The organism is Cytobacillus massiliigabonensis (assembly GCF_900199725.1).
In the GTDB taxonomy this organism is placed as follows: domain Bacteria; phylum Bacillota; class Bacilli; order Bacillales; family Cytobacillaceae; genus Cytobacillus; species Cytobacillus massiliigabonensis.
In genome coordinates this window covers 766837-782813 of the sequence record NZ_LT904903.1, presented here as the reverse complement: position 1 = coordinate 782813, position 15977 = coordinate 766837, and the positions used below count along the sequence as shown (strand labels likewise).

Annotated in this window: 11 protein-coding genes; 2 read left to right on the top strand and 9 right to left on the bottom strand. The window is 39.4% G+C overall.

From position 1 onward, the window contains the following. Positions 1-4064: 4064 nt before the first annotated feature. From C1726_RS09850 to C1726_RS09820, 7 genes are all read right to left on the bottom strand, one after another. Entirely contained in the window at positions 4065-4877 is an 813-nt protein-coding gene (locus tag C1726_RS09850; protein ID WP_102272972.1) for a GNAT family N-acetyltransferase, read from the bottom strand. 62 nt (positions 4878-4939) lie between these two features. Then, entirely contained in the window at positions 4940-6070 is a 1131-nt protein-coding gene (gene dnaN / locus C1726_RS09845; RefSeq protein WP_102272971.1) for a DNA polymerase III subunit beta, read from the bottom strand. Between the two features lie 128 nt (positions 6071-6198). Next, a complete protein-coding gene (locus C1726_RS09840) occupies positions 6199-7104 on the bottom strand; it encodes a hypothetical protein (RefSeq protein WP_102272970.1) in 906 nt (301 codons plus the stop codon). Further along, positions 7085-7588 carry an RNA polymerase sigma factor gene (locus tag C1726_RS09835; protein WP_235822742.1) on the bottom strand — a complete coding sequence of 168 codons (504 nt, stop codon included), beginning with the start codon at positions 7586-7588 and terminating at the stop codon, positions 7085-7087. The genes C1726_RS09840 and C1726_RS09835 overlap by 20 nt, the downstream gene beginning before the upstream one ends. Positions 7589-7735: 147 nt before the next feature. Next, a complete protein-coding gene (locus C1726_RS09830; RefSeq protein ID WP_102272968.1) occupies positions 7736-8251 on the bottom strand; it encodes a DinB family protein in 516 nt (171 codons plus the stop codon). 143 nt (positions 8252-8394) lie between these two features. Next, a complete protein-coding gene (locus C1726_RS09825) occupies positions 8395-9933 on the bottom strand; it encodes a solute symporter family protein (protein WP_102272967.1) in 1539 nt (512 codons plus the stop codon). Beyond that, complete coding sequence (locus tag C1726_RS09820) at positions 9930-10277, bottom strand: DUF485 domain-containing protein (protein WP_102272966.1); 348 nt, start codon at positions 10275-10277, stop codon at positions 9930-9932. Before C1726_RS09820 ends, C1726_RS09825 begins: the two co-directional genes overlap by 4 nt. A 192-nt stretch (positions 10278-10469) precedes the next feature. Here C1726_RS09820 and C1726_RS09815 point away from each other — a divergent pair, with 192 nt between their 5' ends. Continuing rightward, the gene (locus tag C1726_RS09815) at positions 10470-12143 is read left to right on the top strand and encodes a hypothetical protein (protein ID WP_102272965.1); all 1674 of its coding nucleotides are present in this window, start codon (positions 10470-10472) and stop codon (positions 12141-12143) included. A 93-nt stretch (positions 12144-12236) separates the two neighbouring features. On the opposite strand, the gene C1726_RS09810 is transcribed toward C1726_RS09815, so the two are convergent. Next, a complete protein-coding gene (locus C1726_RS09810; RefSeq protein ID WP_102272964.1) occupies positions 12237-13142 on the bottom strand; it encodes a LysR family transcriptional regulator in 906 nt (301 codons plus the stop codon). Positions 13143-13301: 159 nt separating this feature from the next. Here C1726_RS09810 and gdhA point away from each other — a divergent pair, with 159 nt between their 5' ends. Further along, complete coding sequence (gdhA, locus tag C1726_RS09805; RefSeq protein ID WP_102272963.1) at positions 13302-14684, top strand: NADP-specific glutamate dehydrogenase; 1383 nt, start codon at positions 13302-13304, stop codon at positions 14682-14684. Positions 14685-14760: 76 nt separating this feature from the next. Here gdhA and C1726_RS09800 read toward each other — a convergent pair whose 3' ends face one another. Continuing rightward, positions 14761-15957 carry a class I SAM-dependent rRNA methyltransferase gene (locus tag C1726_RS09800; RefSeq protein WP_102272962.1) on the bottom strand — a complete coding sequence of 399 codons (1197 nt, stop codon included), beginning with the start codon at positions 15955-15957 and terminating at the stop codon, positions 14761-14763. Positions 15958-15977 lie beyond the last annotated feature (20 nt).

Here is a 15977-nt window from a genome sequence, read left to right as displayed (position 1 = left end):
CATGAACCCTTCATGGCTACCAGTTTTTTCGTTCACTCATCATTTCGGGATTCATGAGCGCTTCATGGCTACCGGTTTTTTCGTTCACTCATCATTTCGGGATTCATGAACCCTTCATGGCTACCAGTTTTTATGTTCACTCATCATTTCGGGCTTCATGAACCCTTCATGGCTACCAGTTTTTTCGTTCACTCATCATTTCGGGATTCATGAACCCTTCATGGCTACCAGTTTTTATGTTCACTCATCATTTCGGGCTCCATGAACCCTTCATGGCTACCGTTTTTATCGTTCACTCATCATTTCGGGATTCATGAACCCTTCATGGCTACCAGTTTTTCTGTTCACCTATCATTTCGGGATTCATAACCGCTTCATGGCTACCGGTTTTTTCGTTCACTCATCATTTCGGGCTCCATGAACCCTTCATGGCTACCGTTTTTATCGTTCACTCATCATTTCGGGATTCATGAACCCTTCATGGCTACCAGTTTTTTCGTTCACTCATCATTTCGGGATTCATGAGCGCTTCATGGCTACCGGTTTTTTCGTTCACTCATCATTTCGGGATTCATGAACCCTTCATGGCTACCAGTTTTTATGTTCACTCATCATTTCGGGCTTCATGAACCCTTCATGGCTACCAGTTTTTTCGTTCACTCATCATTTCGGGATTCATGAACCCTTCATGGCTACCAGTTTTTATGTTCACTCATCATTTCGGGCTCCATGAACCCTTCATGGCTACCGTTTTTATCGTTCACTCATCATTTCGGGATTCATGAACCCTTCATGGCTACCAGTTTTTCTGTTCACCTATCATTTCGGGATTCATAACCGCTTCATGGCTACCGGTTTTTTCGTTCACTCATCATTTCGGGCTCCATGAACCCTTCATGGCTACCGTTTTTATCGTTCACTCATCATTTCGGGATTCATGAACCCTTCATGGCTACCAGTTTTTTCGTTCACTCATCATTTCGGGATTCATGAGCGCTTCATGGCTACCGGTTTTTTCGTTCACTCATCATTTCGGGATTCATGAACCCTTCATGGCTACCAGTTTTTATGTTCACTCATCATTTCGGGCTTCATGAACCCTTCATGGCTACCAGTTTTTTCGTTCACTCATCATTTCGGGATTCATGAACCCTTCATGGCTACCAGTTTTTATGTTCACTCATCATTTCGGGCTCCATGAACCCTTCATGGCTACCGTTTTTATCGTTCACTCATCATTTCGGGATTCATGAACCCTTCATGGCTACCAGTTTTTCTGTTCACCTATCATTTCGGGATTCATAACCGCTTCATGGCTACCGGTTTTTTCGTTCACTCATCATTTCGGGCTCCATGAACCCTTCATGGCTACCGTTTTTATCGTTCACTCATCATTTCGGGATTCATGAACCCTTCATGGCTACCAGTTTTTTCGTTCACTCATCATTTCGGGATTCATGAGCGCTTCATGGCTACCGGTTTTTTCGTTCACTCATCATTTCGGGATTCATGAACCCTTCATGGCTACCAGTTTTTATGTTCACTCATCATTTCGGGCTTCATGAACCCTTCATGGCTACCAGTTTTTTCGTTCACTCATCATTTCGGGATTCATGAACCCTTCATGGCTACCAGTTTTTATGTTCACTCATCATTTCGGGCTCCATGAACCCTTCATGGCTACCGTTTTTATCGTTCACTCATCATTTCGGGATTCATGAACCCTTCATGGCTACCAGTTTTTCTGTTCACCTATCATTTCGGGATTCATAACCGCTTCATGGCTACCGGTTTTTTCGTTCACTCATCATTTCGGGCTCCATGAACCCTTCATGGCTACCGTTTTTATCGTTCACTCATCATTTCGGGATTCATGAACCCTTCATGGCTACCAGTTTTTTCGTTCACTCATCATTTCGGGATTCATGAGCGCTTCATGGCTACCGGTTTTTTCGTTCACTCATCATTTCGGGATTCATGAACCCTTCATGGCTACCAGTTTTTATGTTCACTCATCATTTCGGGCTTCATGAACCCTTCATGGCTACCAGTTTTTTCGTTCACTCATCATTTCGGGATTCATGAACCCTTCATGGCTACCAGTTTTTATGTTCACTCATCATTTCGGGCTCCATGAACCCTTCATGGCTACCGTTTTTATCGTTCACTCATCATTTCGGGATTCATGAACCCTTCATGGCTACCAGTTTTTCTGTTCACCTATCATTTCGGGATTCATAACCGCTTCATGGCTACCGGTTTTTTCGTTCACTCATCATTTCGGGCTCCATGAACCCTTCATGGCTACCGTTTTTATCGTTCACTCATCATTTCGGGATTCATGAACCCTTCATGGCTACCAGTTTTTTCGTTCACTCATCATTTCGGGATTCATGAGCGCTTCATGGCTACCGGTTTTTTCGTTCACTCATCATTTCGGGATTCATGAACCCTTCATGGCTACCAGTTTTTATGTTCACTCATCATTTCGGGCTTCATGAACCCTTCATGGCTACCAGTTTTTTCGTTCACTCATCATTTCGGGATTCATGAACCCTTCATGGCTACCAGTTTTTATGTTCACTCATCATTTCGGGCTCCATGAACCCTTCATGGCTACCGTTTTTATCGTTCACTCATCATTTCGGGATTCATGAACCCTTCATGGCTACCAGTTTTTCTGTTCACCTATCATTTCGGGATTCATAACCGCTTCATGGCTACCGGTTTTTTCGTTCACTCATCATTTCGGGCTCCATGAACCCTTCATGGCTACCGTTTTTATCGTTCACTCATCATTTCGGGATTCATGAACCCTTCATGGCTACCAGTTTTTTCGTTCACTCATCATTTCGGGATTCATGAGCGCTTCATGGCTACCGGTTTTTTCGTTCACTCATCATTTCGGGATTCATGAACCCTTCATGGCTACCAGTTTTTATGTTCACTCATCATTTCGGGCTTCATGAACCCTTCATGGCTACCAGTTTTTTCGTTCACTCATCATTTCGGGATTCATGAACCCTTCATGGCTACCAGTTTTTATGTTCACTCATCATTTCGGGCTCCATGAACCCTTCATGGCTACCGTTTTTATCGTTCACTCATCATTTCGGGATTCATGAACCCTTCATGGCTACCAGTTTTTCTGTTCACCTATCATTTCGGGATTCATAACCGCTTCATGGCTACCGGTTTTTTCGTTCACTCATCATTTCGGGCTCCATGAACCCTTCATGGCTACCGTTTTTATCGTTCACTCATCATTTCGGGATTCATGAACCCTTCATGGCTACCAGTTTTTTCGTTCACTCATCATTTCGGGATTCATGAGCGCTTCATGGCTACCGGTTTTTTCGTTCACTCATCATTTCGGGATTCATGAACCCTTCATGGCTACCAGTTTTTATGTTCACTCATCATTTCGGGCTTCATGAACCCTTCATGGCTACCAGTTTTTTCGTTCACTCATCATTTCGGGATTCATGAACCCTTCATGGCTACCAGTTTTTATGTTCACTCATCATTTCGGGCTCCATGAACCCTTCATGGCTACCGTTTTTATCGTTCACTCATCATTTCGGGCTTCATGACCGCTTCATGGCTACCGGTTTTTTCGTTCACTCATCATTTCGGGATTCATGACCGCTTCATGGCTACCGTTTTTTTCGTTCACTCATCATTTCGGGATTCATGACCGCTTCATGGCTACCAGTTTTTATGTTCACTCATCATTTCGGGCTTCATGAACCCTTCATGGCTACCAGTTTTTATGTTCACTCATCATTTCGGGCTTCATGAACCCTTCATGGCTACCAGTTTTTTCGTTCACTCATCATTTCGGGCTCCATGACCCCTTCATGGCTACCGGTTTTTTCGTTCACTCATCATTTCGGGATTCATGAACCCTTCATGGCTACCGTTTTTATCGTTCACTCATCACTTCGGTCTCCATGACCCCTCCATGGCTACCAGTTTTTTGTTAACCTATCATTTCGGGCTCCATGAACCCTTCATGGCTACAATTTTTTCGTTCTTCTTAGATTTCAAGTTTCATACCCAAACTACGATTCTCTCTGCACCCATATTGCTTTAGTATATGCTATCTTCATTCCGGCTCTTTCCATATTATTTTGGCTAATGCTTGCATACTTTGCTTGACCAACAGCTAGATCGCACGTTTGAAAAGCTGCATGTTGAAGGCATTTATGAATTAGAGCCTGATGCACTCCTTTATTTCTAAATTGCGGAATAGTTGCCGCTGCTGCGAGAGTAGAAATTTTATCCTGCACAAAAATGACCCCAATGCCTGCAGGCTCATCTTCAACCGCAGCAAGATAAAAGGTCCAATTATCAAACCCATAAAGAACAGCATTGTTTTGAGCGATTCCTTCCTTAACGAAATCTGGGAGACCAAAGCTCTTTATATAAATGTCAGCGAAAAGATCAAACTCATTTTTATTTAGCCTACGAATAGCTATATCCGTTGCTTCAGGTTCCTGATCAGGCAAAGCTGATGTATATAAACTTGAATGAAAATCCTTTTGGTAAAATCCCTTTTCCGAAAGGATGGTTAATAACTCCGGAGATACATTTGCAGGGGTTAGTTCAAACCGCGCTGGAATATTCCTTTTATTATAGAAATCTATGATATCATCAATATACCTCTCATCCCCATCAGCTAGTCCCTTCACCGTATTGAAAGATGGTCCAGGTATCATTTTCACAGTAAACGCGGTTGCATTTCCAAATTTCTCAATTTGAACATCCATCGGATTATTAAAAATCCCTTGCACCGCACTTAATCTAGAATGTAGAGCATCTATTTCTGATTGCTCAATTCGATGGGCTAAGTTTTCATTCAAAACTACTGTCATCTTTATCACTCCCTAGTCAAATTTATCACTTTACTATTTCAATTAATCAGTGCCCATTTAACTTAATAAGTCCGCACTGGTGAAATCAGATGAAGATGAAAAGGATTATTTACAGGCTCAATTAAAACTGGTCTCATCGGACCGCCAAAGCTTATTCTGATCTCTTCTTCTTTTATTGCCTTTAAAGCATCAATGAAAAAGCTTCCATCAAGCGAGATACTTAAATCTGTCTCTCCCTTAATCATCTTAATCGTTTGTGTTTCTTCTATTTTCCCTATTTCTGTTGAGTTAGAAGAAATTTTCATTATAGAGCCATCTATGATTTCAAGATTTACATTGTTATTTTTCCATTCATTTGCAAAAAGACAGGCTCTATCAATCCCTTTCAATAGCTGATTAGTGTCCATAATGATTATTGTCTTTGATTCCTTTGGCAATAAGCCTGAAACGTTAGGATAGTTCCCTTCGATGAGCCTTGAAAAAAGTGAGATAGTATTTGACTTAAACACGATATAATTATCTGTTATATAAATATGTATTGGACCTGCTTCATTTTTAAATAGCTTGGTTAACTCGTTTAGGCTAGAACTCGGAACAATGAAGGAACCATTTACATCTGTCCTTATAGGAATTTCTCTAAATGCTAACCGTTGGGAATTAGTTGCTGCACAGGAAAGATGTTTTTCATTGAATGACAAATTTACTCCTGTAAGGACGGGTCTCGACTCACTTTTAGAAACTGCAAATGACGTCTGATTGATTATTTCTATTAATTCCATGCTTGAGATTTTAATACATGTAGTCTCATCAATTTGAGGAAGTCTTGGATACTCTTCAGAATGAAAGCCGTTTAGGGTGGTAATAATCTCATCAGACTGAATGGTAACTAATTGTTTTTCGTTTACTTTTAAATGGATATCTTTAGGCAGCTTTCTGGCAATTTCACTTAAATATTTTGCCGATACTACAACACTGCCTGTATCATAAACTTCCAATACTTTTTCATCATCCATCATTAAAGGAATAATTTTTTCAATAACAATATCAGAATTGCTTCCGACAAGAATTAAGCAATTACTATTGGCAACGATTTTAATACCTGACAAAATAGATAAAGTTGTTTTTAGTGAAATTGCTTTACTGACATCTGTAATTGCTTTGTTAAAACATTCATTATTTATTACAAATTCCATAGTCCACCTCATAAAATTAATTAGTAAACTAATTCGACAAAATGTCTGAAAATTCCTGTTCTTCCTTCCTCATTATAAATGCGTCTCTACGATTTGTAGAAACGCATTTATTCGTTCATGCTTTTACACTATTCTTCTTCTCTATTCGGATAATCAAACTCATAAATTAATTCTCTTCCTGCCCATCTGATACTTATCTCTACATTCCCATCTAATGAAACGAATGTATGTCTTTGTCCATCTGATGCTGTCTTTTTCCAGCCGGATGCAAGAATGGTTTCTATATATTTCGAATACGCCTTATTAGACCCTTCATCCCAATAATAGATTTCCTTATATGAGGTAATTGAGTATGGCTTCAATCCAACTGGAAATGGCATGCTTCCATAACCGTGGTTGACATATAGCTGCTCATCATGACTGTATGGCTTCTTGCCCTCAAATGCCAGCGTTGACATCGCATGAAAAATTTCTGCATATTCAAGCTTCGGATAATCAAAAGTGAAGTAAATCCATTTATCCTTATTCGGAATGAAAAAATGGTATCTTAGTGCCGTATCCATCATTTTCACATGCTCAATATACATCGTTGTTGGATAGGGGAATTGTTCCAGCTCCTCCTCAACAAACATTGGCAATTGTTCCGTGATAGTTTTCATCTCTTCTTCGGTTACTTCCTGCACTGTTCCGACGGGGACTGATTGCTTTTCTTGAAAAAGCTCCAAACCTTCGTCTGCTTTCTTGCTATAGACATCCTCAAGCGCCCAACTAAATTTCTCATAATCGATAGAGGGATTTGCAGCTGTTTGCGGCTCTCCACTTTCCTGAAAAATCAGCCAAAAGAAGCTTCCACTAATTAGAACAAGAAGACAAGCCGTTATTATTTCTTTCAGCGGAAGAAACATGTTAGGTGATTTTTGTGCATGTTCCTCTTGAATCGTTTGCCAAATTCTTTTCTTTATTTGATCTTTTTCATGACTTGGAGGTTTAAATTGCTGGAGCTGCTTCCATTGGTCATCTAAATGTTTGCTCAATTCGCCCACCTCCTTCTTCCTTCCTGTTCATTATTCTAAGTGAATGCATTGCTCTTGATAACGTTTTGCGCACCTTTGCTTCAGACCAATCTAGAATGTCTGAGATTTCTTTTGTGGAGCAATCCTCAACCATTTTTAAAATGATTACCATCCGATAGTTCGGCTTTAATTTTTGAATATCACTCATCAGTTCAAGCACAGCTTCTTTATGCTCAAACAGCTGCTCCACATTTAAAGAAGATGGGATATCCTTTTCAAATGGGAATAATTTTCTCCGCTTTCGTTTACGGATTTCGTCTAAAACTAAATGCCTGGCAATGCTAAAAAGCCATGTTTTTACACTGGAGCGCTGATCGAATCGTTCCATTGCTGTATATGCACGAACAAACGTATCATGTACGAAATCCTCACAAAGCTGTTTATCACCGAGCATATATAAGATAAAACGGTAAACATCATCATAATAGGATTCATACCATTCCATCACGAGATGCCTTCTCTTATTATCCAAATCTCACTCACCTACTTTTAACTGTCATACCGATTAGTCGCATAGGACACATTTTTGTGACACTTTTTTCTTAACAAAAAAACTGCCAAAGCAAGTTTAGCAGTTTTTCGTTCATAACAATTATAATAAATAGCGCTCTTTCAACAATTGACGGTGATGTCGCTCATGTCCAGCTATAATATATGCAAGTGCACGGACTGAAACATCTACATCATTTGCACTCCCTATTCTAGCCCATACTTGATTATCCAGCCCCTTCAGCAATTGAATCGTTGATTGCCGAACTGCCCTTAAATTTTCAATATGCTCTTTAATAGGCAAGCGATCAAAGGATGCATTAATTACATAGGGATTTTCATCAAAACCAGGCAGCGATAAAGTTTCCCCACGGGCAATGCAAAGTAAACGATATGCCATAATCCGCTCTGTATCTGCTACATGCCCAATGACTTCCTTTACACTCCATTTTCCATCCGCATATCGAAATAGGCTCTGTTTTTCAGAGATGTCTTGCAGAAGCTGAATCGTTTCCTCCACTTGCTCCATTAATATATGTATGATGTCTCCATCCGGAACTAAACCAACATATCCGGAATAATAAGGGGCATATTCATTTGCTTCTGGTCTAGACTGCATGTAAACCATCCTCTCATTAAAAAAATTTACTGTCTAGTATTATCTCATTCTCTTACTTCTTACTCTTTTCCTTCTTAATATAGATAAATTTTTTGAAATAAAAAAAGGCAAGGTACAAAATTTCTGTACTTGCCCCTCTTTTTTTAATTTAATGGTGCACGGTAACCAGTATTTGCTTTGACCTTTACCTCTGCATATCGTTTTGCATCCTGTTTGCTGGAAACGAGGGTACCAATAACTGAACCGATAAAACCAATTGGAACAGACAGCAAGGCAGGATTTGTTAATGGAAAAATAGGATTACCTGTAAATAATGCTGCCCCCTCAACTGGAGAGATAACACTTGGACTAATCGCTACAAGAATAAGAGCAGATACAAGACCCGAGATCATTCCTGTCATTGCCCCAGCTGTATTAAAACGCTTCCAATAAATTGTGAAAATGATAACAGGCAGGTTTGCACTGGCAGCCACACAAAAGGCTAGTGAGACGAGAAAGGCAACATTTAAATTTTGTGCAAAAAGTGCTAACAAAATAGAAAACACAGAAACACCCAATGAGGCATATTTAGCAGCTAGCATCTGTTCCCTTTCCGTTGCTTTTCCTCTTTTAATGATTTGTCCATAAATATCATGAGCAAATGCTGAAGCACCTGATAAAACTAAGCCAGCAACTACAGCCAAAATCGTTGCAAATGCTACTGCAGAAACAAATGACATGAGGATATCTCCGCCTAACACCTTCGCAAGTAATGGGGCAGCCATATTCCCAGCTGCATTACTCGCTTGAATAACATCCGCACCAACAAATGCTGCAGCACCAAAACCTAAGAATATTGTCATGACATAAAATATGCCAACGATCCAAGTCGCCCAAATAACGGAGCTTCTTGCTGTTTTTGCATCTCTTACAGTGAAAAATCTCATTAGTATATGTGGGAGTCCCGCTGTTCCAAACACAAGCGCGATCATGAGGGAAATTGTATCTAGTGGCACCTTGTATTTTACACCTGGATTTAAGTAGGCTTCGCCTAACGGTGTCGCTGTTTTCATGGTGGTAAACATTTCGAATATATTGAAGTTGAAACGAGAAAGTACCAAAAAAGAAATAATAATTGTACCAAGCATTAACAGAACAGCCTTAATAATTTGCACCCAGCTTGTTGCTGTCATGCCTCCAAATAAAACATAAACTGTCATCATGATTCCAACAATTAATACTGCCAGCCAATAATCAATCCCGAATAATAGCTTGATTAAAGCACCTGCACCAACTAATTGGGCAATCATATAAAAAATAACAATTGTAATCGTATTTAAAGCGGCAGTTGCTCTTACTTTTTTAGCATCAAAACGGGAGTTAATCATATCCGCTAAGGTATATTTTCCAAGATTTCGCAGCGGTTCCGCTACAATAAATAAAACGACTAAGTATGCAACAAGATAACCTATACTAAATAAGAACCCATCAAATCCGCTTAATGCAATCGCTCCAGCAATTCCAAGGAAAGAAGCAGCAGATAAATAGTCTCCTGAAATAGCCAGACCATTTTGCCAGCCTGTTAATCCTCCCCCAGCCGTATAAAATTCATTTGCTGTATTTGTCCTTTTCGCAGCATAGTAAGTAATGGCTAGTGTCATGGCAACTATTAATAAAAATAAAACAACTACCGTAATATTCACTTTGCTTCTCTCCTATCCAACTCATCTTCCTTCCAGACCTTTTCCGCCATACGATCAAACACAGCTGATTTTTTCATATATATCGTTGCCATTACCCAGGTCATAACGAATAACAGCAGTGCATATATCCATGCCCATGATATGTCCCCAATTGCAGCGTTGTCCAGTGCATTTGTATAGGAAATTAAAATTGGAAATAATAAATACAGTCCTAGAAATACAATAATTGATGGAACTAAAAATTTTTTCTTAGCAGCCATCAGTTCCTGAAAATGACTTGTATGAACAAGTTTCTCAAAATCCTCCCCCTTTTTTGAATTGCTTTTTTGAACCGATTTCCCCATTATTCCATCCCCTTTGTTTCAATTATATTCTAAATAATTAGAATATAAATAAAATTTAATAAAATATAGGACAACTGTCAATTTTTATTTCATATTTATGTCTAAAGTAATGGCACTACTAATCTAAAGATGAAACTTTACTAGTATCCTATCCGTATATAAGGCAATGAAAAATCTTAAAAGGGTGATCAAATGGGACATATGTTATTATTTTCACTAATAATTGGATTAGCCTCTGCACTTGTGCTAATCCCATTTTCAAAAAGTAAAACCGAGGATAAAAAACAGCCAAAGACTAAGTTTCTTCTCGCAGCCATTCTCCTCTTAATCCTAGGCGTTTTTGTCTTCTATTATGCAACAAATCTTGATCGGAATTTGTCTTCGCTATGGATATTAGCAGTCATCATTACTGCCGCTGGCGCAGTGCTTTCCGCTGGGAAAGAAAGAATGATTAAAGCAGTCTTGTTTTTAGCAAGCCTAGCCGTTGCAATTTTTTTCCTTTCCGCCTTTTTATTTAACGCGGATGAAAAATATGAAATGGCCAAAATGAATGTAAAATCAGAAATTGAAACATTTGACGAAAATGAAACACCAGCAAGTGTTCCTCCACAGTTTGCAAGGAATAAAATGAAGAAGGCATTTGGACAAGTTCCAAATACAAGCTATTATGAGCTCGGAAATCTCCAAATTCAAAAAGTAAATGGAGAATATGTCTATATTGCTCCTGTTGAATTTTCCGGCTTTTTCAAATGGCTGAATGGAGATGAAACACCAGGCTATTTTACAATCAGTGCAACTGATTCCTCCGCAAATCCCAAATTCATGAAAGCAGAGATGATTTATACTCCATCCTCCTATTTTAGTAAAAATATTGAACGCCATATTCGGATGCAGTATCCAGAGTATATCTTTCATGGAGATGTTCAATTAGAAATTGATGATGAAGGGAAACCTCATTATATTCGTTCATACGGGGAATTTGTTTCAGCGCGTAATGGATTTGATGTGAAAGGAATCGTTGCTGTTGATCCAAAATCGGGAGAAACAAGGGACTATCCATTAAAAGATGTACCGTCATTCATTGACGGAGCTGTTTCTCCAGAAGTAGTCAGTCTGCAAAATAGCTATTTTGGCAATTATATTCACGGATTTTGGAATAGTAAGTTTGGCAAAAAAGATGTTAAGCTTCCATCAGATGAAGGAACCGAAGCAAATGTCAGCCCCATTTTTGATGAAAATGGAGAAATGTTCTACTTCACAGATTTTACTAGCCCGAAAGAGGGGGTAGACTCGATGCTTGGCTACTCGTTAACAAACTCAAGAACAGGGGAAGCCATTTATTACACAGGAAACCTTGAAGAGTCCTACATGGATTCACAAGGTACACTGCAAATTATCGAGAAAAAGTTTATTGAAAAGAAATGGAGTGGCGAAATGCCTGTTCTCTATAATTTCTACGGAGAAGCTAGCTGGCTAACACCGGTATTGGATGCAAATGGATTTCTGCAAAATTACTTTATTGTTTCTGCTTCTAACCCAGAAATTTCCGTTTATGCATCGACTCCAAATGAAGCATTGAAGATGTATAAAACCGCATTGCAAAGAGGCGGCGGAACGGTCGATGGCAGCTCTAAGGCAGAGGAAAAAGAAATAAGCGGAACAGTCGTAAGGGTATATAAAGAAAAAAATGGCGATTTCACAACAATTTCTTTCTTATTAAATAACAGTAAAAGCTATGTGATTTCTTCTGAAATAAGCCCAATGGCAATTTACTTGCAGGAGGGCGATCCAGTAAAAGTTAAATACCTAGATACAGGTGAATCATTTTTGCCTGCAAAAGAATTAGTGATTGAAGGATTGGAATAATTTATTAAGAAAAACACGATGGTGCTCTATTAGCCAGCCATCGTGTTTTTTACTGTCCACTGGAAAAATGTCCATAAATGCACTTGACCTTGTTTAGTTTTGGAAGCTCCCCAGCATATGGAAAAATTCAATTGTAAATTCATGAAATAGCTTAGCTGTCGGCAGCATTTCCCTGTCGGTTGGGATAATTACGCCAACCGTTCGAGTAACTTGAGGGTCAGTAACTGGAATTTTCACTGTTTGGCGCGGCAAGCTATCGATTAATGTAATTTCTGGAATAACGGTCACTCCGAGTCCAGCAGAAACCAAGCCTTTAATTGCGTCAATGTCTTCTCCTTCAAACGAAACATTGGGCTGAAAGCCTTGCTGCTGACAGGCATTCATAATGATCTCACGCAGAATATACCCGTTAGGAAATAGAACGAAAGAATCGTCTCTCAGCTGGCTTAAATTTAATGACTTTTTATCTGCATGTTTATGCCTATTCGGCAGCAGGGCAACCATTTTTTCAGTAAATAAAATATGCCCATGCACCTTCTTTTCTTCCTTCGGCACTGGGCCAAGAAGGGCCATATCCATTTCCCCTTTAATTACCCCATCAATAAGAGAATGGTAGGAACCTTGACGAAGCTGATATTTCACATCGGGATGCTTCCTGCTAAATGCAGAAATAACAGTCGGCAATGTATAAGCAGCCAAACTGCTCGGAAAGCCAATGCGAATCGTCCCCTTTTCAGGATCTAAATATTCGTCTACTTCACGCCTGGCATTCTCGATCACAGTCATTGCTTCTTCCATATGCTCCAAAAATATTTTTCCTATCGGGGTTAGACGAACATTTCTCCCCTCACGAAAAAATAAATCAACCCCTAATTCCATTTCTAAATTAAAGATTTGCCTGCTGACAGCTGATTGTGCAACGTGTAAGGCTACTGCTGCCTCTGTCACATGCTCTCTTTTTGCAACCTCCATAAAATATTGAATCTGCCGTAATTCCAATACGTTCCCCTCTTTCGCTATTCATCTCATACAGGCATTAGTCTTATCTATTATTCATATTGTTCAGATTATTTTCCTATTATAAAATTTTCTTATTAGAAAATCCAACTTTTTGAGTAATTATACAGTTTCATTTCTATATAGGGGGCTTGATCAGCTATGCAAACATTGGAAGAAGTGAAGAACAGTGAAACAAATACGGCTCTGGAATATGTAAATAATGTGTTTGAAGTAGTCAAATTGCGTAATCCATTCGAATACGAATTTCATCAAGCAGTTGAGGAGATTTTTGACTCCCTCGTACCTGTCTTTTCCAAACACCCCAAATACATGAATCATGGAATCCTTGAAAGAATCGTAGAGCCGGAAAGAGTCATTACCTTTCGTGTACCTTGGACAGATGATACCGGTAAAGTTCAGGTAAACCGCGGATTTAGAGTTCAATACAGCAGCACAATTGGTCCATATAAAGGAGGCATTCGCTTCCATCCTTCCGTAAATGCCAGCATTATTAAATTCCTCGGTTTTGAACAAATCTTCAAAAACTCCTTAACTGGTCAGCCAATAGGCGGTGGAAAAGGAGGAGCTGATTTTGATCCTAAGGGAAAGTCTGACGGTGAAATCATGCGTTTTACACAAAGCTTTATGACAGAATTAAGTAAATATATCGGTCCTGATATCGATGTTCCTGCAGGTGACATCGGTGTCGGCGCAAAAGAGATCGGATATATGTTCGGACAGTACAAGAGACTTCGCGGTGCATATGAAGCTGGTGTCTTAACAGGTAAAGGAGTCGGTTATGGAGGCAGTTTAGGACGAAAAGAAGCAACAGGCTATGGCACAGTTTATTTCGTTGAAGAGATGCTGGCAGATAAAGGTCTTAGCTTCGAAGGAAGCACCGTTATTGTTTCAGGATCAGGCAATGTCTCTATTTATGCGATGGAAAAGGCCATTCACTTAGGTGCAAAGGTTGTTGCCTGCAGTGACTCAAACGGCTATGTTTATGATGAAAATGGGATTGATCTTGAAACGGTGAAACGATTAAAGGAACAGGAAGGAAAACGTATTTACGAGTATATCCATGAGCATCCGCATGCCCAATATGTCGAAGGCTGTTCTGGAATTTGGTCCATTCCATGTGACATTGCTCTGCCTTGTGCTACGCAAAATGAAATTGATGACTGCTCGGCAAAAGTCCTTGTTGCCAATGGAATAAAGGCTGTTGGTGAAGGGGCAAATATGCCGTCCACATTGGCAGCCATTAACGTGTTTCTGAAAAGTGATATTCTTTTTGCACCTGCAAAAGCAGCCAACGCTGGCGGTGTCGCTGTGTCCTCCTTAGAAATGGCGCAAAATAGCGCAAGATTATCCTGGACATTTGAGGAAGTAGATGAAAAACTTCGTGAAATTATGACTGCTATTTACCGCAATAGTATGAAGGCTGCGGAAGAATATGGCTATCCCGGCAATCTTGTTGTCGGTGCGAATATTGCAGGCTTCATCCGAGTGGCTGACGCGATGATCGTACAAGGGGTTGTATAGAAATGCGCAAGACTTTTATAATAGCAGAAAGAAAGGTGTATGCTTTTAAGCTTGCACCTTTTTTCTTGCTTATACATTATGAAAGTTTCTTGATAATAGCTACTTTAAGATAATTTCCTTCTTTAAATTCCTTCATTACCTTAAAATCCTCAGGAAGGCTGTATTCCTCAAGAATTTTATATTTTCCGCCTGTTTCTCTAAAAGCTTTATCAATAAACTCTTTAAATTTTTGCATATTAAAGGTACTGCAATTAGATGAAGCAACGATAATCCCATTCTTAGCTGTAATTTGAATGGCTTGCTCAAGGAGTGCCGGATAATCCTTTCCCGCACTAAATGTATGCTTTTTCGAACGGGCGAAGCTTGGCGGGTCAAGAATAACCATGTCAAACGATAAATGCTTTCGAACAGCATATTTAAAATAATTGAAAACATCCTCAACAATAATGTCTTGCGCTTCATAATCAATCCCATTGATACTAAACTGTTCAATGGTCTTGCTTTTGCTGCGATTAGCGAGATCAACACTTGTGGTTTTCGCAGCACCTCCTAGAGCTGCTGCTACGGAGAAGGCTCCTGTATATGAAAATGTGTTTAATACTGTTTTTCCTTCCGCATACTTATCTCGAATAATCTTTCTTACATCCCTCTGATCCAAGAATACGCCGACCATCGCTCCATCATTTAAATAAACAGCATAATTGATGCCATTTTCCTTTACAATCAACGGGAAGTTAGCCCGCTCCCCTGTCACGAAGTCATCATCATCAATATATGTACCCTTAACAGCAAAACGTTTCTTCTCATAAATCCCTTTCACATCAGCCACGTTTATTAATGCTTGAATAATAGCATCCTTAAAATGATAAATTCCTTCACTATACCAGGTCACTAAGTAAAACCCAGTAAAGTAATCAATCGTTAGACCGCCAACTCCATCGCCCTCACCATTAAAAATCCGGAATGCGGTTGTTTCTTCATTTTCAAATAGAATCCTCCGGTTATCTATCGCCATTTTAATCTTCTTTTCAAAAAAATGCTGATCAATCACTTCCTGCTGATTTCTGCTTAAAATCCAGCCTCTTCCTTTATTTTGTTTCCCATAATACCCTTTTGCAAGGAAACGATTCTTCTCGTCAATAAGATCAATAAGTGTTCCTTCTTTTACTCCATTCGGAAATTCTTCGATTGCATTCTCAGTCACAAGCGGAAATCCAGCTTGAAACTTTTTACTTTGTGAAGATTTTACTTTTATTTGGATTGCTCTATACATACGTTCACCCGATCTACTAT

Excerpts from the sequence above, each read along its gene's own strand:
- C1726_RS09800 (WP_102272962.1), bottom strand. The coding sequence starts at position 15,957 with ATGTATAGAGCAATCCAAATAAAAGTAAAATCTTCACAAAGTAAAAAG.
- C1726_RS09850 (WP_102272972.1), bottom strand. The coding sequence starts at position 4,877 with ATGACAGTAGTTTTGAATGAAAACTTAGCCCATCGAATTGAGCAATCA.
- C1726_RS09830 (WP_102272968.1), bottom strand. The coding sequence starts at position 8,251 with ATGCAGTCTAGACCAGAAGCAAATGAATATGCCCCTTATTATTCCGGA.
- C1726_RS09820 (WP_102272966.1), bottom strand. The coding sequence starts at position 10,277 with ATGGGGAAATCGGTTCAAAAAAGCAATTCAAAAAAGGGGGAGGATTTT.
- dnaN (WP_102272971.1), bottom strand. The coding sequence starts at position 6,070 with ATGGAATTTGTAATAAATAATGAATGTTTTAACAAAGCAATTACAGAT.
- gdhA (WP_102272963.1), top strand. The coding sequence starts at position 13,302 with ATGCAAACATTGGAAGAAGTGAAGAACAGTGAAACAAATACGGCTCTG.
- C1726_RS09815 (WP_102272965.1), top strand. The coding sequence starts at position 10,470 with ATGGGACATATGTTATTATTTTCACTAATAATTGGATTAGCCTCTGCA.
- C1726_RS09835 (WP_235822742.1), bottom strand. The coding sequence starts at position 7,588 with ATGGAATGGTATGAATCCTATTATGATGATGTTTACCGTTTTATCTTA.